This window comes from Arthrobacter sp. ZBG10, assembly GCF_001238605.1.
Classification (GTDB): Bacteria; Actinomycetota; Actinomycetes; order Actinomycetales; family Micrococcaceae; genus Arthrobacter.
Genome location: NZ_LFQH01000037.1, coordinates 19482 through 38361, shown reverse-complemented (window position 1 = coordinate 38361; position 18880 = coordinate 19482). Strand labels below are relative to the sequence as shown.

The 18880-nt window shown below is 68.8% G+C and carries 20 protein-coding genes and 2 tRNA genes; 16 read left to right on the top strand and 6 right to left on the bottom strand.

Translation table 11 applies throughout. The annotated features are described in order from the left end of the window. The first annotated feature begins 86 nt into the window (after positions 1 to 86). The 6 genes from ACU18_RS09665 (at position 87) to ACU18_RS09640 (ending at position 4111) form a co-directional block, all read left to right on the top strand. Positions 87 to 158 (top strand) — tRNA-Thr (locus ACU18_RS09665). Between the two features lie 61 nt (positions 159 to 219). Then, positions 220 to 293, top strand: a tRNA-Met gene (locus ACU18_RS09660). Between the two features lie 122 nt (positions 294 to 415). Continuing rightward, positions 416 to 1201: a membrane protein insertase YidC gene (yidC, locus tag ACU18_RS09655; protein ID WP_231686042.1), complete on the top strand. Its 786-nt coding sequence runs from the start codon at positions 416 to 418 to the stop codon at positions 1199 to 1201. An 18-nt stretch (positions 1202 to 1219) separates the two neighbouring features. After that, complete coding sequence (locus ACU18_RS09650) at positions 1220 to 1777, top strand: dihydrofolate reductase family protein (protein WP_050685338.1); 558 nt, start codon at positions 1220 to 1222, stop codon at positions 1775 to 1777. Positions 1778 to 1792: 15 nt separating this feature from the next. Then, complete coding sequence (locus ACU18_RS09645) at positions 1793 to 2449, top strand: SDR family oxidoreductase (protein ID WP_050685337.1); 657 nt, start codon at positions 1793 to 1795, stop codon at positions 2447 to 2449. A gap of 90 nt (positions 2450 to 2539) precedes the next feature. Next, complete coding sequence (locus tag ACU18_RS09640; protein ID WP_050685336.1) at positions 2540 to 4111, top strand: Na+/H+ antiporter; 1572 nt, start codon at positions 2540 to 2542, stop codon at positions 4109 to 4111. A gap of 28 nt (positions 4112 to 4139) precedes the next feature. On the opposite strand, the gene ACU18_RS09635 is transcribed toward ACU18_RS09640, so the two are convergent. After that, positions 4140 to 5336, bottom strand: a complete 1197-nt coding sequence (locus tag ACU18_RS09635; protein WP_050685335.1) for an ROK family transcriptional regulator — start codon at positions 5334 to 5336, stop codon at positions 4140 to 4142. Between the two features lie 218 nt (positions 5337 to 5554). On the opposite strand from ACU18_RS09635, the gene ACU18_RS09630 reads away from it, so the two are divergent. The 9 genes from ACU18_RS09630 to ACU18_RS09590 all read left to right on the top strand — a co-directional run bounded on the left by ACU18_RS09630 (position 5555) and on the right by ACU18_RS09590 (position 13792). After that, positions 5555 to 7267, top strand: a complete 1713-nt coding sequence (locus ACU18_RS09630) for a glycoside hydrolase family 13 protein (RefSeq protein ID WP_050685334.1) — start codon at positions 5555 to 5557, stop codon at positions 7265 to 7267. A gap of 31 nt (positions 7268 to 7298) precedes the next feature. Beyond that, on the top strand, positions 7299 to 8240 hold the full coding sequence (locus ACU18_RS09625) for an aldo/keto reductase (protein WP_050685333.1): 942 nt from the start codon (positions 7299 to 7301) through the stop codon (positions 8238 to 8240). 166 nt (positions 8241 to 8406) lie between these two features. Then, positions 8407 to 9270, top strand: coding sequence for an HpcH/HpaI aldolase/citrate lyase family protein (locus tag ACU18_RS09620; protein WP_050685332.1), 864 nt, complete (start codon positions 8407 to 8409; stop codon positions 9268 to 9270). Then, positions 9270 to 10235 (top strand): DUF2797 domain-containing protein, encoded by a 966-nt coding sequence (locus ACU18_RS09615; RefSeq protein WP_082178264.1) that lies wholly within the window; start codon positions 9270 to 9272, stop codon positions 10233 to 10235. Before ACU18_RS09620 ends, ACU18_RS09615 begins: the two co-directional genes overlap by 1 nt. A 22-nt stretch (positions 10236 to 10257) precedes the next feature. Continuing rightward, positions 10258 to 10482, top strand: a complete 225-nt coding sequence (locus ACU18_RS09610) for a DUF3188 domain-containing protein (protein WP_050685331.1) — start codon at positions 10258 to 10260, stop codon at positions 10480 to 10482. A 36-nt stretch (positions 10483 to 10518) separates the two neighbouring features. Next, the gene (locus ACU18_RS09605) at positions 10519 to 10980 is read left to right on the top strand and encodes an FAS1-like dehydratase domain-containing protein (RefSeq protein WP_050685330.1); all 462 of its coding nucleotides are present in this window, start codon (positions 10519 to 10521) and stop codon (positions 10978 to 10980) included. Between the two features lie 2 nt (positions 10981 to 10982). Then, positions 10983 to 11420 carry a MaoC family dehydratase gene (locus tag ACU18_RS09600; RefSeq protein ID WP_050685329.1) on the top strand — a complete coding sequence of 146 codons (438 nt, stop codon included), beginning with the start codon at positions 10983 to 10985 and terminating at the stop codon, positions 11418 to 11420. 10 nt (positions 11421 to 11430) lie between these two features. Next, complete coding sequence (locus ACU18_RS09595; protein ID WP_050685328.1) at positions 11431 to 12702, top strand: MFS transporter; 1272 nt, start codon at positions 11431 to 11433, stop codon at positions 12700 to 12702. 22 nt (positions 12703 to 12724) lie between these two features. Further along, entirely contained in the window at positions 12725 to 13792 is a 1068-nt protein-coding gene (locus ACU18_RS09590; protein ID WP_050685327.1) for a UDP-N-acetylmuramate dehydrogenase, read from the top strand. Here ACU18_RS09590 and ACU18_RS09585 read toward each other — a convergent pair. Then, positions 13773 to 14264 carry a hypothetical protein gene (locus ACU18_RS09585; RefSeq protein WP_157407659.1) on the bottom strand — a complete coding sequence of 164 codons (492 nt, stop codon included), beginning with the start codon at positions 14262 to 14264 and terminating at the stop codon, positions 13773 to 13775. The two genes, ACU18_RS09590 and ACU18_RS09585, sit on opposite strands and share 20 nt — an antisense overlap. Positions 14265 to 14333: 69 nt before the next feature. Here ACU18_RS09585 and ACU18_RS09580 point away from each other — a divergent pair, with 69 nt between their 5' ends. Then, on the top strand, positions 14334 to 15470 hold the full coding sequence (locus ACU18_RS09580; RefSeq protein WP_050685325.1) for a winged helix DNA-binding domain-containing protein: 1137 nt from the start codon (positions 14334 to 14336) through the stop codon (positions 15468 to 15470). 78 nt (positions 15471 to 15548) lie between these two features. On the opposite strand, the gene asd is transcribed toward ACU18_RS09580, so the two are convergent. The 4 genes from asd to ACU18_RS19625 form a co-directional block, all read right to left on the bottom strand. Continuing rightward, positions 15549 to 16679, bottom strand: coding sequence for an aspartate-semialdehyde dehydrogenase (gene asd, locus ACU18_RS09575; RefSeq protein WP_050685324.1), 1131 nt, complete (start codon positions 16677 to 16679; stop codon positions 15549 to 15551). A gap of 122 nt (positions 16680 to 16801) precedes the next feature. Then, positions 16802 to 17215, bottom strand: coding sequence for a hypothetical protein (locus ACU18_RS09570; RefSeq protein ID WP_050685323.1), 414 nt, complete (start codon positions 17213 to 17215; stop codon positions 16802 to 16804). Position 17216: 1 nt separating this feature from the next. After that, on the bottom strand, positions 17217 to 17879 hold the full coding sequence (locus tag ACU18_RS09565) for a hypothetical protein (protein WP_050685322.1): 663 nt from the start codon (positions 17877 to 17879) through the stop codon (positions 17217 to 17219). Positions 17880 to 17897: 18 nt separating this feature from the next. Continuing rightward, complete coding sequence (locus ACU18_RS19625; RefSeq protein ID WP_050685321.1) at positions 17898 to 18854, bottom strand: WXG100 family type VII secretion target; 957 nt, start codon at positions 18852 to 18854, stop codon at positions 17898 to 17900. Positions 18855 to 18880 lie beyond the last annotated feature (26 nt).

Below are 18880 nucleotides of genomic sequence, written 5' to 3'. Positions count from 1 at the left end.
GCCGGCACGGCTGCAGCGGACCCGGGGGACGGGTCCCGGCGCCGATTTGTTGGGAGCTGAAACTTCCGGTAGAGTATTTCTTCGTTGCCCCCCTAGCTCAGTGGTAGAGCGCGTTCTTGGTAAGAACGAGGTCACCGGATCGATTCCGGTGGGGGGCTCTGAATGAGGGCCTGTGTCAAGGCGGTTTTGACCGGCTTGGCGCAGGTTTTTCTCATTCGTGGCGGTGTAGCTCAGTTGGTTAGAGCGCACGACTCATAATCGTGAGGTCGGGAGATCGAGCCTCCCCACCGCTACAGGACAAGACCCCCGGATCCGTCAAGGATGCCGGGGGTTTTTGCTGTCCGGCCGGAGCCGCAGCCGTGACAAGCGCCCGGATCCGCAGTAGCTTGGCAGGAACCGGCGGTTGGGGGACTGGGTGGACTTTGCTGATGCGGTGCTGGCGCCGTTCAGGTGGCTTGTATCCGGCGCGTTGCTGCTTTTTCACGACGGCCTGGCCGCCGTGGGGCTGCCGGCAGAAAGCGGCTGGACGTGGACCCTGGCCATCATCGGTGTGGTGCTGGCGCTCCGGGCGGTTCTGCTTCCCTTGTTCCTGGCCCAGGTCCGGGCGCAGGAGGGGATGCGAGAGCTGCAGCCCCGCCTGAAGGCCCTGCAGGACGGCTATGCCGGCCGCACGGATCCAGCCTCCCGGCAGTCGCTGGCAAAGGAGCAGATGGCGCTCTACAAGGAGCACGGCACCAATCCGTTTGCGGCGTGCCTGCCGTTGCTGCTCCAGGCGCCCTTCTTCCTGGCAGCATTCCAGGTGCTGTCCGGGATCCCCGTTGCAGCACGCAGCGGGGCAGGACTCGCAGCGCTGGACGCCGCGCAAGTGGTCCAGTTCGATGCCGCCGCCATTCTCGGTGCTCCGCTGTCCGCGTCCCTCCTTCATGGTGGCGGTGAGGCAGGCGCCGTTGCCCTGCTTGCTGTGGGCATGATCGTGGTGATGGCCGCCTGCCAGGTGTTGGCGCAGCGTGCTGTCCTCTCCAGGGCGCTGCCTGGCAGTGCCCTGGATCCGGCCGGGCGGCTGCAACGGCGCCTGCTGTTTGTCCTGCCTCTGGTGTTCGCCGTGGGCGGGGTGTACTTCCCTCTCGGAGTGCTGGTGTACTGGACGGCTTCGAACGCCTGGACCCTGGCCCAGCAGCTGGTGATGGCCCGCAGGGCCTGAGGCGGGCACAATTGGCGCATGGGCCAGCTGATCTACTCCACCATCGCCTCCCTGGACGGCTACACCGCGGACCGGCAGGGCAAGTTCGACTGGGGCGCCCCGGACGCCGAGGTTCACTCCTTCATCAACGACCTTGAGCGGGAGGTGGGGACCTACCTCTTTGGCCGCCGCATGTACGCGGTCATGTCGGTCTGGGAGGACATGGGCGGCCCGGCGGATGCACCCCAGATCCAGGACTACGCCCGGATCTGGCAGGCGGCGGACAAAACCGTGTACTCGGCCACGCTGGACGCCGTGACCACCGCCCGGACCCGCCTGGAGCGGGAGTTCCGCCCGGACGACATCCGCAGGCTCAAGGACGCCACGGAGGGGACCATCGGCATCGGCGGGCCCACCCTTGCCGGTGCGGCGCTCTCAGCCGGGCTGGTGGACGAATGCCGGTTCTTCATCGTCCCCGTGGCCGTGGGCGGCGGGCTGCCGTTCCTGCCCGCAGGCCTGGCGGCCTCGTTTGAGCTGCTGGAACAGCGGCGGTTCGCCAGCGGCGTACTTTATCTGCGCTACGCTGTCCGTCCCTGAGGGCAGAATGGGTCAATGACCCGAATCGCAATCATCGGCGGCCACGGCAAAGTGGCCCTCCACCTGTCCACCCTCCTGGCGGCCGAAGGCCACACCGTCACCTCGTTCATCCGCAACCCCGACCATGGCGCCGACGTCGAGGCGACGGGCGCAACGCCGTCGGTCCTTGACGTTGAAAACTCGACGACGGCGGACCTCGCCGCCGCGTTCCAGGGCCTTGACGCCGTGGTCTGGTCCGCCGGGGCCGGCGGGGGCAGCCCGGAACGGACCTATGCGGTGGACCGTGATGCCGCCATCCGGTCCATGGACGCGGCGGCGGAGGCCGGCGTCGACCGCTACGTCATGGTGTCCTACCTGGGCGCCGGCAAGGACCACGGCGTCCCCGAAAGCAACAGCTTCTTCGCTTACGCCGAGGCCAAGGCGGACGCTGACGAATACCTGCGCGGCACGGAGCTGGCCTGGACCATCCTGGGCCCCGGCACCCTGACTGAAGGCCCCGGCACCGGCCGGATCGAGGTGGATCCGGATCCCGAGGGCGGCGGCGACACGTCCCGCACCAACGTGGCCATCGTCGCGGCCGCCGTACTGGACCTGCCCGCAACGGCCAAGCGGACCATCAGCTTCCGTGACGGCTCACTGCCCGTGTCCTCGGCGCTGGAGTCGGTGGACTAACCACCGGCGCCCCGGCCCGGCGGATAGGGTGGACGGGGCGGCCGGAGGTTCCACCGCCTGCAGGCAGCCCCGGCTGCAGGAAGTGGGCACATGGGCCAGCTGGCACTTATCATCGGACTTCTGCTGGCCACGGTGCTCGCCGTGGGACTGGGCGACAGGCTGCGGCTTCCCTACCCGGTCCTGATGCTCCTGCTCGCCGTGGGGCTGACGTTCATCCCGGGGTTCCCGGACCTGGACATTGCGCCGGAACTGATCCTGCCGATCTTTTTGCCGCCCCTGCTGTTCGCCACCGCCCAGCGAAGTTCGTGGGCCGTTTTCCGGGTCCGCTGGCGGACACTCATCATGATGGCGGTGGCCCTGGTGGTCATCAGCACCGCCGTGGTGGCCGGCGCCGCGTGGCTGATGATCCCGGGCATCGGCATCCCCGCCGCGATCGCCCTGGGCGCCATGGTGGCCCCGCCCGACCCGGTCGCCGTTGAATCCGTGGCCGGCCGGGTCCATATGCCACGCCGGCTCATCACCGTCCTGCAGAGCGAAGGCCTCTTCAACGATGCCGCCGCCATCGTCATCTTCCAGGCAGCCGTGGCTGCTGCCGTGGGCGGCACCCGGATATCGCCCGACGTCGTCCTGCAGTTTGTGATCGGTGCGGCACTTGCGGTGGTGGTGGGCGTCGCCATGGGCTGGCTGATTGCCCTGGTCACCAGGCTGGTCACCTCCATGGTGGCCCGCACCGCCGTCACCCTGGTGGTGCCGTTTGCCGCCTACATCCTCGCGGAGGAGGTGCACGCCTCGGGTGTGATCGCCGTGGTGGTCACGGCGCTGGAGATGCAGCGGCATTCCCGGCCGCAGGACGCCGCTGAGCGGGTCACCCGGACCGCGTTCTGGGACGTGGTGGAACTGCTGGTCACGGGCCTGGCGTTCGGGCTGGTGGGGCTGGAGATCCGGCAGGTCATCCACGCCGAAGGGTCCGCCATCTACGGGATGCTGGGGGTGGCCGCCGTGGTCTGCGTCCTGGTGTTTGCTGCCCGTTTCCTGTGGCTGGCCATCCTGGCCATGGGGGCCCGGAAACGGCAGAACCTGCTGCAGCCCACTTCGGCCAAGGAAGTCCTGATCCTCACCTGGTGCGGCATGCGCGGCCTGGCCACCCTGGCACTCGCCCTGGCCCTGCCGCTGACCCTGGCGGACGGGACGCCGTTCCCGGCCCGGGACCACCTGCTGGTGATTGCCTGCGCCGTGCTGCTGGCCACCCTGGTCCTGCCCGGGCTGACGCTGCCGTGGCTGATGCGGGTGCTGAACGCCTCCCAGGACGGATCCGAGGAGCGGGACGCCGCCCGGGTGCTGGCCAAGCGGGCCCAGACGGCCGCCGTCGCTGCCCTGAAGCAGCACAACCTGATGAAGGACCTGCCGCCGGAGAAGGTGGCACTGGTCCGGGAACGGATGAAGCGGCTGCACGCCGAACTGCTGGACGGCAGTTTGCGCAACGAGCCGCTGGCGGACAAACGCGAACGTGGGCGGGAGCTGGCCATCGCCGTGCAGACCATCGCCCTGGACGCGGCCCGGCAGGAAGTGGTGCTGGCCCGGAACGAGCCGGACATGGATCCGGAAGTGGCGGACAGGGTGCTGCGGCAGCTCGACCTGCGCACCATGATCATGCCCGAATAGGACTTGATCGAATGAGGCCCGGGCGGGCTCAGGCCCCGATGTTTGCTGCCAGCTCCAAGTCCAGGGAGTGGCGCTCCACGTAGTCCAGGGCGCAGCGCACAGCACCCACGGTGACGATCGCGTCGCCCAGCGGCGAGACGGCCACCCGTGGGGGAGTGGCGGTGAATTCCGCCAGCCGCTCCGTGATGGGGGCCAGGAGTACACCGGCCGAGCCGGCCACGGCACCGCCGATGACCACCAGCTCGGGGTTCAGGAATGTGCCCACGGCGCCTACCACCCGGGCCATCCGGTCTGCGATCCGGTCCAGGATCCGTACCGCCACGGCGTCTCCAGCCGCAGCGGCGGCGAAAACCTGCTCCGCGCCGGCTTGCCGGCGCAGGCTGGTGCTGGCGCCGGCGGCCAATTCCGCCGCTGCCCAGTCCCTGGCGAGGGCGGCGATGCCGAACGTGTCGCCCACGCCTTCCACCATGTCCAGGAACGCCAGCTCGCCGGCGCCGCCGGACAGGCCGTGCAACAGCCGCCCGCCGTCCACAATGCCAGCGCCCAGCCGCTCGCTGCCCAGGATGACCACCACGTCCTCCACGCCCATGGCTGCCCCGCGCCACCGGTCGCCGAGCGCCGCGAGGTTGGCGTCATTTTCCAGCAGGACCTTCCAGCCGTGCCGGTCGCGCAGGGCGTCGCGGAGCCCGACGTCGAACAATCCCCAGAACCGCTGGCTGAGCAACACCTCACCGTGCCGGTCCACGGGGGCGGCGATGCCGGCGCACACGGCCAAGACCGAGTCCGGGGTGGCGCCCACGGACTCGAGAACCCGCAGGGCGGTGCTGTCAATGACGGTGATGCGTTCCCCGGCGGAGATTTCCGCCCCGGCAAAGGCCGAGGTGGCACGGCCCAGGACCTTACCGCGGAGATCGGCCACCACCACGGTGGCTTTGGAGATACCTACGTCCATCCCCAGTACGCAGCCGGCTTGTTCATCCAGCTCGAAGCGGCGGGCAGGCCGGCCTTTGCGGTAGTCCCCGTGGGCGCGCTGGTTCTCCAGTTCCCGGAGCCAGCCGCGCTGGACCAGCTCGTCGCACACGGAGATGGCCGTGGCCCGGGTCAGGCCGGTGGCGGCCATGATCTCGGTGACGGTCACGGCGGCCGAGGCGCGCATATAACCGAGGACTGCTCCGGAGCTGACGCGCCGCAGCAGCTGGGGCGTCGCCGCTGTGCTGTCCATCATCGTCTTGACCTTCCGATTGCCTGCCCGCCATAATACTTGAACAACTAAATTTAGAATCAAAATAAATCGTTGGCCGCGGGATGGTGCTGACTCTGGCCAGGGCCCGGCCCGCGTCCTTAAGCCGTTTCCCGATGGTTTACAGCCCGCCCGCGGATAGGTACTGTCCGAAGAGACGGCAAAACCACCACAAAACCCCCACTTAAGAAAAGGAACCTCCCTTGCCCACCACCGCCACGCTGGCAACCCTGACCGACTCCGATCGCCTGACTGACGCGAACTGGTGGCGCCAGGCGTCCGTCTACCAGATCTATCCGCGCAGCTTTTCGGATTCGAACGGTGACGGACTGGGCGACATCAAAGGCATCACGGCGAAGGTTCCCTACCTGAAGGAACTGGGCATCGACGCCGTCTGGCTGAGCCCGTTCTATCCCTCCGCCCTCGCTGACGGCGGCTACGATGTGGACGATTACCGCGATGTGGATCCGAAGCTGGGCACCCTGGCGGACTTCGCCGAAATGTCCGCTGCGCTCCACGGCGCCGGCATCAAGCTGATCGCAGACATCGTCCCCAACCACTCGTCCAACCGGCACGTATGGTTCCAGGAGGCGCTTGCCGCTCCCAAGGGTTCAGCCGCCCGCGACCGCTACATCTTCCGCGACGGGTTGGGCGAAAACGGCGACCTCCCGCCGTCGGACTGGGACTCCGTCTTCGGTGGCCCCGCCTGGGAACGCATCACGGAACCGGACGGCACCCCGGGCCAGTGGTACATGCACATCTTCGCCAAGGAGCAGCCCGACCTGAACTGGTCCAACCGCGAAATCCGGGACGACTTCCTGAAGACCCTCCGGTTCTGGTCTGACCGTGGCGTGGACGGCTTCCGCGTGGACGTGGCGCATGCCCTCACCAAGGACCTGACCGAACCGTTGATCGCCAAGGCGGACCTCTCCGAGGCAAACTCGGGCACGGACGGGTTCCCGGATGGCTCGCACCCGTTCTGGGACCGCGACGAAGTCCATGAGATCTACGCCGAATGGCGTGCGGTGTTCAACGAGTACAACCCGCCGCGCACCGCTGTGGCCGAGGCCTGGGTGCACGCCACCCGCAGGGCCCGCTACGCCAGCCCGGAAGGACTGGGGCAGGCCTTCAACTTCGACCTCCTGCAGGCCGACTTCGACGCCGACGAATACCAGGCGATCATCACGCGGAACCTGGCCGAGGCCGAGGCCACCGGCGCATCCTCCACCTGGGTCTTCTCCAACCACGACGTGGTCCGCCACGCCACCCGCTACGGCCTGCCGCAGGTCTCCAAGGGCAAAGACCACGCCAAGGGCCAGGACGGCAAGGGCTGGCTCCTGGCCGGCGGACCGGAAGCAGACCTGGACATGGCCCTCGGTGAGCGCCGGGCCCGTGCCGCGACCCTGCTGATGCTCGCGCTTCCCGGTTCCGCCTACCTGTACCAGGGGGAGGAACTCGGGCTGCAGGAAGTGGCAGGCATTCCGGACGCCGAGCGCCAGGACCCTACGTTCTTCCGCAACAAGGGTGTGGAGATTGGTCGCGACGGCTGCCGCGTCCCGCTGCCGTGGAAGGTGGAGGGGACCTCCTTCGGCTTCGGTGACGGCGGCGCCCACCTGCCGCAGCCGGACTGGTTCAGCTCCTACGCCGTGGAGGCCCAGGACGGCACCCCCGGCTCCACGCTGGAGCTCTACCGGACCGCCCTGAAGCTCCGCCGCGAACTCCAGGGTGCCGAGGAACTCACCTGGCACAAAACCGGCAACCCGGAGGTGCTGCACTTCAGCCGTCCCGGCGGCTGGCAGTCGGTCACCAACTTCGGGGATACCGCCGTGGACCTTCCCGCCGGTACCGTGCTGGTGGCCAGCGGACCGCTCGAGGACGGCAAGCTGCCCGCCAGCACCACCGCCTGGCTGCGCTGATGCCTGCTGTGCGCCGGCGGCGGGGAGCCTGATGCAGGAACTGATCTACGGCTGCATGGGCCTGGGCGGCAGCTGGTCCGATGACCCGTACGGCCCGGAGCAGGTAGCGGAGGCCTCCGCTGCCGTCCAGGCCGCGCTGGCTGCCGGCATCACGCTGTTCGACCATGCCGACATTTACCGCAACGGCAAGTCCGAGCAGGTGTTCGGCGAGGTCCTGGCCGCCACGCCGGGCCTGCGGGACCGGATCCGGCTGCAGACCAAGTGCGGCATCAGGCTGAACGAACGCGGCCTGGAAACGCACTACGACCTGAGCCGGGACGCCATCCTGGAACGGGTCAACGGCAGCCTGGCCCGGCTGCAGACGGACTACGTCGACGTCCTGCTGCTGCACCGCCCGGATCCGCTGGCGGACCCCGCGGAGGTGGCGGCCGCCGTCGGGCAGTTGATGGCAGAAGGGAAAGTCCGGCACCTGGGGGTGTCCAACATGTCCGGGGCGCAGATCGGTGCGCTGCAGGACCGGCTGGACACCCCGGTGGTGGCCAACCAGCTGGAGCTGAGCCTGCTGGCGCGGGGTTGGCTGGAAAGCCAGGTGCTGGTCAACCATCCGGAGGACCTGGCCTACAGCTTCCCGCGCGGCACGCTGGAATACTGTGCCGCCCACGGCGTGACCCTGCAGGCCTACGGTGCCTTGGCGCGTGGGCTGTACACGGGTGCCGCACCCGCGGATGCCAGCCCGGCGGACCTGGCCACGGCAGCACTCGTGGCGGACCTTGCCGCGGAACTGGACACCACGGGGGAGTCCGTCCTGCTGGGCTGGCTGATGAAGCACCCGGCCGGGATCGCACCCGTGATCGGTACGGTCAACCCGGCCCGGATCCAGGCCTGCGCCGATGCCCGCCGGGTGGCGGCGGCCATGACCCGGGCGCAGTGGTACGGCCTGTGGGTCACTGCGCGGGGCAGCAACATCCCCTGACCCTCCCCAACTGACTCGCACTTGTTGTCGTTTTGACCGCCCATAACGACAACAACTGCGAGTCAGTTGGGTGGCGCGCCGGTCACATTCGGTTTTGTTCGTATTGGTCGGTCCGCGGGCCCATAATGCTTCGCGCAGGGCGCCCCCCGCCAGATACGGTAGAGGCATGACGTCTACCATTTCCACCGAAACCGTAAGGTCCGAACGGAATATCCCCGCTGAAATCGCCCGCTCCTGGCTGCTTGTCAACGCCATGAAGACCGAGCTCTTCGACCAGTCCGCGGTGTCGCGGGCCGACTCGATCATCCTGGATATTGAAGATGCCGTTGACCCTTCGCAGAAGGACCAGGCGCGCGGCCATGTGATCGACTGGCTCACCGGGGGCGGCAAAGCCTGGGTCCGCATCAACGATGCCACCAGCCCGTTCTGGGCCGATGACCTCGCCGGCCTCCGCGGCACCCCCGGACTGCTGGGCGTTATGCTCGCCAAGACCGAATCTGCGGACCAGGTCACCGAAAGCTTCCACCGCATGGACGGCAAGACCCCCGTCATCCCGCTGGTGGAATCCGCCATCGGCATCGAGGAAGCCAACAACATCGCCAAGGCCCAGGGCGCCTTCCGCCTGGCCTTCGGCTCCGGCGACTTCCGCCGCGACACCGGCATGGCAGCCACTGCCGAAGCCATGGCCTACCCCCGCGCCAAGCTCGTTGTGGCCAGCCGCGTGGGCAACCTGCCGGGCCCCATCGACGGTCCCACCGTGGGCACCAACCACCCCATCCTGCGCGAGCAGACCGGGATCACCGTGATGATGGGCATGACCGGCAAGCTCTGCCTGGCCATCGACCAGACCCCCGTCATCAACGAAGTCATCAGCCCCACCCCGTCGGACGTCGCCTGGGCCACCGACTTCATGAACGACTTCGAGGCCAACGGCCGCGTCATCCGTGACGGCTCCGACCTGCCCCGCCTGGGCCGCGCCGAAAAGATCATGAAGCTCGCCGTGGCCTTCGGGGTGCAGCCGGCGCTGTAATGCCCTCCACCGCACCCTCCCAAGACCCCGTGGCCCCGTACCTGGTCCACGGGGTCTTTTGGGATGGGCCGCCGGCAACCGGAACAGCGGCCGACGGCGGCACTCCGGTCCTGCGCCTGCAGTCACCGGAGGGGGACTTCCGCAACGTGGGGCTGGCTCCGGGGAGCAGGCTCGGTTTCCGGGTCGCGGCTCCGGGCCGGTTCTGCCTGGGCCACCAGGTGGTCCACTCCGCCGGATCACGCACGCACGTCCGTTGCGCCAAGGCCAGCCCGGCCACCAAGGGCAAACAGTGCGGGCAGTGCTTTATGCTGGACGACTCCCGGCTGATCCACGACTTCCACCGCGGCGGCCGGGTCCCGCCCGGGCTGCGGAGCTACCTCATGCAGGAGCACTGGCTGTACGTGGCCACCTTCGCCGGCGGCGCCACCAAAGTGGGCACCGCCTCCGGCCCGCGGAAGTGGAACCGGTTGGCGGAGCAGGGCGCCGTCGCAGCCCGCTACGTAGCCCACACGGCCGATGGCCGGGCCGTCCGCGTCCTGGAGGACCAGGTCACCGCGGACCTGGCCCTCACCCAGCAGATCCGGTCCGCAGCCAAAACCGAAGCGCTGCTCCAGCCGCTGGCCGCGCCGGAGATCGACGCCATCAACGCCCGCCGCGCCGGTGAGGTGCGGACCCTGCTGGCGCGCGCCGCCGTCGAGCCCTATACCCCTGTGGCGGAGCAGTGGATCCGGCCGGCGCAGGCCGCGCCCCTCTACGCTGCGACGCCCCGGCATGCCTACCCGCACCCCCTGGACGGCGGCGGCCACGGCTTCCGGGTTACCGGGCTGAGCGGGACCAACGCCCTGGCGCACCTGACGGGTTCGGACGCCGCTTTTGTGGTGAACCTTGGCGGGCTCGCGGCCCGGACCGTGGTCCTGGGCAGCTTTGACTCAGAGGTCCCGGCCATCCAGGAACAGCTGTTCTGACAAGGCCCGGTAAACTGGGACGGTGCTGAACGAATTCTGGGCCACGGCGCCCACCTCCTACAAAGTCATGGTCTTCAGCGCGATGGGACTCATCGCCATCGGCATCGTCCTGAACCTGGTGGGCAACACCAGCGGCAACCAGGGCCTCGCCATCGCGTCCCTGCCGGTGATTGGCCTGGGCCTGGTCCTGCACATCGTGGCCATGGTGGTCCGCAGCCAGTCGATCCGCCGGAACCTGCGGCGCTGACGGGCCTGCCGCCGGGCTGGCGATAGGCTGGAGTCCATGACTATCAATCCGGACCTGCAGGGCCGCAGCTACCCTGCCGCCGAGGTGTACGACGTTGGCCGCGAGAAGATCCGCGAGTTCGCCCGCGCCGTCAAGGCCACCCACCCCGCCCACTTTGACGTTGACGCCGCCACCGCCCTGGGCCACCCGGACCTGGTGGCGCCGCCCACGTTCGCCATCATCATCGCCCAGCGCGCCGACGCCCAGCTCATCGAGGACCCGGAGGCCGGCATCGACTTTACCCGCGTGGTCCACGCCGACCAGCGCTTCACGCATCACCGGCCCATCTTCGCGGGTGACCGGCTCGTCGCGGAACTGCACGTGGACGGCGTCCGGTCCATGGGCGGCGGCGCGATGCTGACCACCCGCTCCGAGATTTTCGCCGTGGACGCAGCAGGCGGCCGCGAACAGGTCACCACCACCACATCCTCCATCCTGGTCCGCGGAGAGGGACAGTAACCATGAGCCCCACCTTCAGCGAACTCAGCGCCGGCCAGGAAATCGGCAGCCGCACCCTTGAGGTCAGCCGCACCGACCTGGTCAAATACGCGGGCGCGTCCGGCGACTTCAACCCCATCCACTGGAACGAAGCCTTCGCCACCGGCGTGGAACTGCCCGGCGTGATCGCACACGGCATGTTCACCATGGGCGCCGTGGTGCAGCTGGTCACCGACTGGGCCGGCGACCCCGCCGCCGTGATGGACTTCCAGACCCGCTTCACCAAGCCCGTGGTGGTCACCGACACCACCGGCACGGCCGACGCCGGCGCCACCATCGAGGTCACCGGCACCATCGGAAAGCTCGACGCCGAGGCCCGCACCGCGCGCGTGGACCTCACCGTCACCGCCGCCGGACAGAAAGTCCTGATGAAGGCCCAGGCCGTCGTCCGGGTTTCCTGAGCCGACGGCTTTGACCACCGCAGCCACCACCACCCAGGTCAGCTCCTGGCGCAACGCCGTTGTAGTGGCGTACGGCGCCAGCGGCCTGGCCTTCGCGTCCTGGGTGTCCCGGCTCCCTGCCATCCGCGACGGCCTGGACCTGACACCGGGCAACATCGGCCTGCTCCTGCTCTGCATGACCCTGGGCTCGTTTGTGTCAGTGTCCGCATCGGGACTGATTGTGCTGCGGCTGGGATCCAAACGCACCATCCGGACAGGCAGCGTCATGGTGGGCTGCGGCCTGCTGCTGGCCGGCTTCGGGACCTCCGTGCTGGCCAGCCCCGTGGCTACAGCCGCCGGCCTGGCAGTGATCGGGTTGGGAACAGCCAGCTGGAACACCGCCTCGAACGTGGAGGGGGCCGCCGTCGAACGTGCCCTCGGACGGCACATCATGCCCCGGCTGCACGGCGCGTTCAGCCTGGGCACCGTGGCGGGCGCCGGGTTGGGCGCGTGGGCGGCCGCAATCTCCGTTCCCGTGTTCTGGCACCTGGCCGCAGCCGGCGCGGTGGTGGCCGTTTCGGTGGCGACGGCGGCGTCCTGGTTCCGTGCCGACATTACCCCCGTAGCGGGGGAGCGGACCTATTCGGCGGACAGCTTCGGCGATCCCGCCACAGGGCCCATCCCGGTGCTCGCCCCGGCCGGCCAGCCGGAGCCGGTGGACGCACCGCTGGACAGCAAACGGCAGATCGCCCAGGCCTGGCGGGACCGGCGGACCCTGCTGCTCGGCGTGATGGTGCTGGGGCTGGCGCTGGCCGAAGGTGCCGCCGGCGACTGGGTGGCCCTGGCCCTCGCGGACGGCCACCACCAGTCAGACGCGGCCGGTGCAGCCGGGTACGGCCTGTTCGTCACCTTCATGACCATTGGCCGGTTCGCCGGGACGCTGGTCCTTGACCGGTACGGCCGGGTGCCGGTGATGCGCTTTTGCGCCGCGATGGCGGTTCTCGGCCTGGGCCTGTTCGTTTTCGCCCCGGTCCCGTGGGTGGCGTACGTGGCCTTGGCCATCTGGGGCCTCGGTGCGTCGCTGGGCTTCCCGGTGGGAATGTCCGCCGCTGCCGACGACCCCGCCAAGGCCGCCGCCAGGGTCTCCGTGGTGTCCACGATCGGTTACGGGGCTTTCCTGTGCGGCCCGCCGCTGCTTGGCCTGCTGGCCGAACATGTGGGCATCCTGCATTCCCTGCTCGCCGTGATGGTGATGCTGGTGGTCAGCTTTGTGCTCTCACCCGTGGCCCGGAAGGCCGCCTGACTTTCCCTAGTATTGTGGATGGGTGACTCCCACCCTGCTTTCCCAGCTCACCACGGCCGCTGTCGGCGGCCCGGCCGGCACCTTCATTGAAGCCCGCACCGAGGCGGAGATCATCGACGCCGTCCGCACCGCAGATGCCGCCGGCGTCCCGCTGCTGATCATCAGCGGCGGCTCCAACCTCCTCGTGTCCGACGACGGGTTCCCCGGAACCGTCCTCCGGATCGCCTCGGAGGGGTTTACCGTCAACGCCGAGGACTCCTGCGGCGGCGTGGCAGTGGTGGTGCAGGCGGGCCACAACTGGGACGCCCTGGTCCGGCACGCGGTGCTGCACGCCTGGTCCGGGATCGAGGCGCTGGCCGGGATTCCAGGCTCAACGGGCGCGACGCCGGTCCAGAACGTGGGTGCCTACGGCTCGGACGTGTCCCAGACCATCGCCGCCGTGCGCACCTGGGACCGGCAGCGCAACGCCGTGCAGACCTTCACCAGCTCCGAACTCAAGTTCGGTTACCGGGACTCCATCCTCAAGCAGACCACCGTTAACGGCTCGCCCCGCTACGTGGTGCTGACAGTGGAGTTCCAGCTGCCCCTGGGCCGGATGAGCGCCCCCATCCGGTACGCGGAACTGGCCCGTGCGCTGGGCGTGGAACCGGGCAAGCGCGCCTACGCCAACGACGTCCGCCGTGAGGTCCTGCGGCTGCGCGCGTCCAAGGGCATGGTCCTGGACCCGGCCGACCCCGACACCTCCTCCACAGGTTCCTTCTTCACCAACCCCATCGTGTCTGCGGACCTCGCAGCGGCACTGCCGGCCGATGCTCCCCGGTACCCTGCGGGCGAGGGCGGGCTGGTCAAGCTCTCCGCTGCCTGGCTGATCGACCAGGCAGGCTTCGGCAAGGGCTTCGGCCTGGACCCTTCAGGTGTCTCCGGCGGGCGGGCGTCGCTGTCCACCAAGCACACGCTGGCCATCACCAACCGCGGCGCAGCCAGCGCCGCGGACATGGTGGCCGTGGCACGCGAGGTGCGGGCCGGCGTCGAACGCCGTTTTGGTATTGCCCTGCACCCCGAGCCACTGCTTATCGGCCTGGAACTCTAGCTCCGGCACGCAGTGGTTCCGGCTGGTCCTGCCGGGCGGCGGCCGAGGCGCCGATGATGGCCGTGGCCCAGCCGGCCAGGGCCAGGTAGACGCCCATAAACATCCACACCAGGACGCCGGGGGCCAGGGGATTCACTGTCCCGGCAGCGATGCAGGTGCCCAGGCCGGCCACGGCAACGGCCAGCGAGAGGGTCCACAGGAACCTGCCCGTCCGCGGATGCCCGCGCCAGTTGCGGTGGATCCGGACGTTGCAGCGGCTGGCACTGATGCCGGGGAAAAGCACCGCGTAGCCGCCGCCAAGGCTCAGGGCCATGGAGGGGAGCAGCGCCAGCGGTTCGGACCTGCCGCTGTCCACAAATGCGGTCAGCGAAAGCAGCCCCAGCGCCGTCCCCGCCAGGACGGCCAGCGTCCCGCCGACCATCCACAGCCGGGTCCGGCGCGCAAGCAAAAGCCACAAACTCCCCAAAGTCATACGTCCAGCCTAACGGTCCAGGTCAGGTGCCCCTCGCCGCGTGGTCCGGCGCATGCCTAGGATGGGGCCATGGCAGCAGCGGCGGGGTACCGGCTGGACGGCAGGAAAATGGGCAGGCTGCGGCTCGCCGCCCAGGGCCTGGCCGGGGCTCCCGGCCCGGTGCCCGGCGCGGGCGGGACCGGTTTTGCCTCGGTCCCGGACGCGGTCCGCTGGATGACGGCCATGCAGGCGCAGGACCTGCCGGCGGCCATGTGGGCCGTGGGGGTCCGGGTACCCGGCGCAGGGCTGAATGATGTGCGGGCAGCGCTCAACGCCGGCACCGTGGTCCGGTCCTGGCCCATGCGCGGCACCCTGCACCTGGTGCCGCCCGAGGACCTGGGCTGGATGCTGGACCTCACCGCCGACAAACTGACGCGCAGCATCGCAGCCCGGTTCCGGGAGCTGGACATCACCTGGCCGGATATTGAAAAGTCCCGCGACGCTGCCCTGGCGCGGATCAGCGCGGGTGGGCCGGTCAGCCGCACGGACCTGTTCAAGGAGTTCGAGGCCGCAGGGCAGCCCACGCAGGGCCAGCGGGGGATCCACCTCCTGGGGACGCTGTGCCGGCACGGCTGGCTGGTCCAGGGCCCGCTGGCCGGAAACCAGCAGCTGCTGGTGGCCTTTGACGACTGGATCCCGGTCTCGCGCCGGCTCTCCCGGCCGGAGGCCGTGGCGGAGTTCCTGCTCCGGTACCTGCGCAGCCACGGGCCTGCAACGGTCCGCGACTTTGCCTGGTGGACGCAGATCCCGCTGACGGAAGTCCGGGCAGCGCTGGCAGGAATCCGGAGCCAACTGGTTCCGCTGGAGTTCGGCGGGACGGAGTATTGGCTGTCGCCGGAAACTGCGTCACTGTTGGACAGCGGCATCCCGGGCGGGCGTTCCCTGCTGCTGCTGCCGGGTTTTGACGAGTTCCTGCTGGGGTACCAGGACCGCAGCCTGGTCCTCCCCCCGGAGTACGCGGACCGGATCGTGCCCGGCGGCAACGGGGTGTTCAAAAAGACAGTGGTGGCCGGGGGAGAGGTGATCGGTACGTGGGCGCTGGCAGGTACTGGGCCGGGTGCCGCCGTCGTTCCTGAACTTTTTGACCCCGCCAGGTCCCTCGGTCCGGCAGCGAAGGCGGCCTTGGTGAAGGCTGCCAATCGCTACCGGGACTTCCTGGCAGGCTGACCACTACAGGCGGCTCAAACCCGTTTGAGCGGCCCTGCCCAAGGCCGTCCACACGGGACAGGGCCGCAGAAACCGGGGCTACAGGTTGCCGGTGGCGATGTTGAGCATGCGGCGCAGCGGCTCGGCGGCGCCCCAGAGGAGCTGGTCGCCCACGGTGAAGGCGCTGATGTACTGCGGCCCCATCTCCATCTTGCGGATCCGGCCCACCGGGATGTCCAGGGTGCCGGACGCGGCCACCGGAGTCAGGTCCGCCATGGACGCCTCCTTGGTGTTGGGCACCACCTTGGCCCACTCGTTGTCGGCGGCCAGGAGCGACTCGATCTCAGCTACTGACAGGTCCTCGCGGAGCTTCAGGGTCAGCGCCTGGGAGTGGGAACGCATGGCGCCGATCCGGATGCAGAGGCCGTCCATGATGATCCGGTTTTCCTCGGCGGTACCCAGGATCTTGTTGGTCTCCACCCCGGCCTTCCACTCTTCCTTGGACTGCCCGTTACCCAGATCGGCGTCGATCCAGGGGATCAGGGAGCCCGCCAGCGGCACGCCGAACTGGGTGGCGTCGATGTCGGTGCGCTGGTGCGCCAGGACCTTGCGGTCGATCTCGAGGATCGCCGATGCCGGATCGTCCAGTTCGGTGCTGACCTCGGCGTTGAGCGTGCCGAACTGGCTGAGCAGTTCGCGCATGTGCCGCGCACCGCCGCCGGACGCCGCCTGGTAGGTCATGGACGTGCCCCATTCCACCAGGCCGTTTTTGAACAGCCCGCCCAGGCCCATCAGCATGCAGGACACGGTGCAGTTGCCGCCGATGAAGTCGCGGGTGCCGTTGACCAGGCCCTTGTCGATCACATCGCGGTTGATTGGGTCCAGGACGATGATCGAATCATCGTTCATCCGGAGCGTGGAGGCGGCATCGATCCAGAGGCCGTCCCAGCCGCGGCCGCGCAGCTCGCTGTGGACCCGCTTGGTGTAGTCCCCGCCCTGGGCGGTCACGATAATGGGCAGCTTGGCCAGCGTGTCGACGTCGAACGCGTCCTCAAGCTTGCCGGCACCATCCGCAAAGGACGGGGCGGCACCGCCTGCGTTCGACGTGGAGAAAAACACCGGGTTGATGTTGGCGAAGTCGCCCTCGTCCTGCATGCGCTGCATGAGGACGGAGCCCACCATGCCGCGCCATCCGACCAGGCCGACAGAAGGGGTAGCTGCTGTAGTCATTCGTCCAGTTTAGACTTCACGGCCGGGAGTCGACAGTCGGTTACGTCACTGCCGGGGTTTCGTGAAACGCGGACGACGGCGGCACCCGGCGGAGTGCGCCCGGGACCTGGCAGCGGCGCGGTTCAGTCGAACTGCCTGGCACTCGGCTCGGGGACCCCGCGTTCGGTGCGGAGGCGCTTCGCTTTGGCCGCAATCCCGGCCAGCCGGCCCGTGTAGGCCACACCACCCAGGCCTGCCGCGGTGAGAACCAGGGCGCCCCACATCGGGTCGCCGCCGCGGGTGGCGGGACCGGTCACCAACAGGATGGAAAAGGCTGCCACCGCAGCGAAGAAGACGGTCATCACCAGCAGGCCACCGGCTGAGCGCACTGTGGGGTGGGAACTGGCGGTCACCACGCCGAGCTCGTCCCGGGCATAGCTGTGCAGCCGGCCTCCAATGGTGCGCATCAGGACCCGGTTTTCGCCGTGTGCCACTGCCTGCTCGTGGTCCGCCCGGACCTGCTGGTCGGCGGCGGTTGGGCTGTTGCTGTTGTCCATCTCAGTCCTGCCGGATCGAACGGATGCGGTCAAGGACCTGGGTGTCTGTGAGTCCGGGCTCTTCGCGGATGGCTTCCGCCGGGCCGTCCAGCACGCCGTAGCCCACTGTCCAGCCGGTCCCGGTGCGCTTGATCAGCAACTGGTTGGCGGCGGGATCCTCGAGCAGCCGCACCGTGGCCCCGCCCGAGGGGTTGTCCTCAAGGTGTTTGCGGATGATAAAGAAGGTGGCCTCGGCCGGGGTGATGTCCGGCCGCTGGGCCATGGCGAACCAGCTGAGGTAGGCCCTGGGCTGCAGCAACATCCGGTAGTCGGCGGACTCGATGGCCAGGACGTTGTCCACGGCATCGGCGGTCAGGAGGTTGACCTGCACCCTTTTGGTGGCTGCCGTCAGCACAGCGGCCAGGGCAGCCACCGGGCCTTCCACGGAAAGCCCGCCGCCGGCCTCCACCCTGGCAGCGCCGCGGGCCACCAGGGATGAAGCCCCGGCGGAGAGCAGCGAGCTGTCCGCCAGCTCTGCTTCGAGCCGGAGGGCGCGGGCCGAGTCCGTGGCGGCCGGGCCGCGGCGGAGGTTCAGCAGCACTAGCAGCTCGGCGAACCCAAAGCCCGCTGCGTCCGGGAACACCTGGTCCGCGGTGGGCGGGACGGTGGTTGTCGATTCAGTCACTGGTGTTTCTCCTCAGGCCTAGAAACCAAAAAAGTCGCCGACGGCGCCGACGCCGTCGCTGACGGCATCGCCCACAGCTCCCGCACCGTCGGCGATCTTGCCGCCCACGTAGTTCACGGAGTCATGGATGACGGGGACGTTGTCATAGAGCGCCAAGGCACCGCTGGCCACCATACACGCCGTGCCGGCGGGCGGCGGAAGGAATGAGCCGGCACCCAGCAGGGCCTTCGTGGTGGAGTACGCGGCGTCGCCGTACTCACCGTCCTGGAAGGAATTGAACGCGTCGAGGCCATCGAGGCCCACACCCACTACGCCGAGTCCCTTGCTGAACCCGTCCAGGTACTTGAACGCTTTGGTGTCCTCGGCCAGGCCCAGGACGTCCTGGAACTTCCCTTCGAAAAGGCTGTTGGACATGTTGAAGAATTTGCTGAACTCGTTCGAGTTCTGGAAGGCGCGCCAAGCGGCCGGGTCCAGGTAGTCGCCGATCCGGGACTTGTGCAGCATGGCGGCCATGTCGAACACTCCGGCACGCAGGTTGGGGAAGGCCTTCGCCAGGTTGTAGATGTCCCAGCCGTTGCGGAAGGGCGAATCCGGATCGGCCAGCCAGTCCGGCCCGGACGGGTTTCCGGGGTTTCCGGGGTTGCCGGGATCGGAGCCCCCAGGTCCGTTTCCGCCAGGTCCATTGCCGCCGGGTCCATTGCCCCCGGGTCCGCCCACCGAACTGGCCCGTTCCTGCTGGTCGGCATTGGACAGCAGCACCTTGGACACCCGCTGCAGCTGCAGGGCGGTCTTCTGCAGGAGGTTCTTGTGGCCGCCGTTCCATTCGGAGCGGAACCGGGCAGCGTCCTGGCCCTTCCACGCGGGATTGTTGTTGATCTGGCTGGTCAGCTGGGTGGACTGCTGCAGCAACATGTCGGCGGACGTGCTGAACTGCTTCGCGAGCGTCCGCAGCTGCGCCACATCCGCGCCCCACATGTTTCCTGCCACCGGCCAACCCCCAT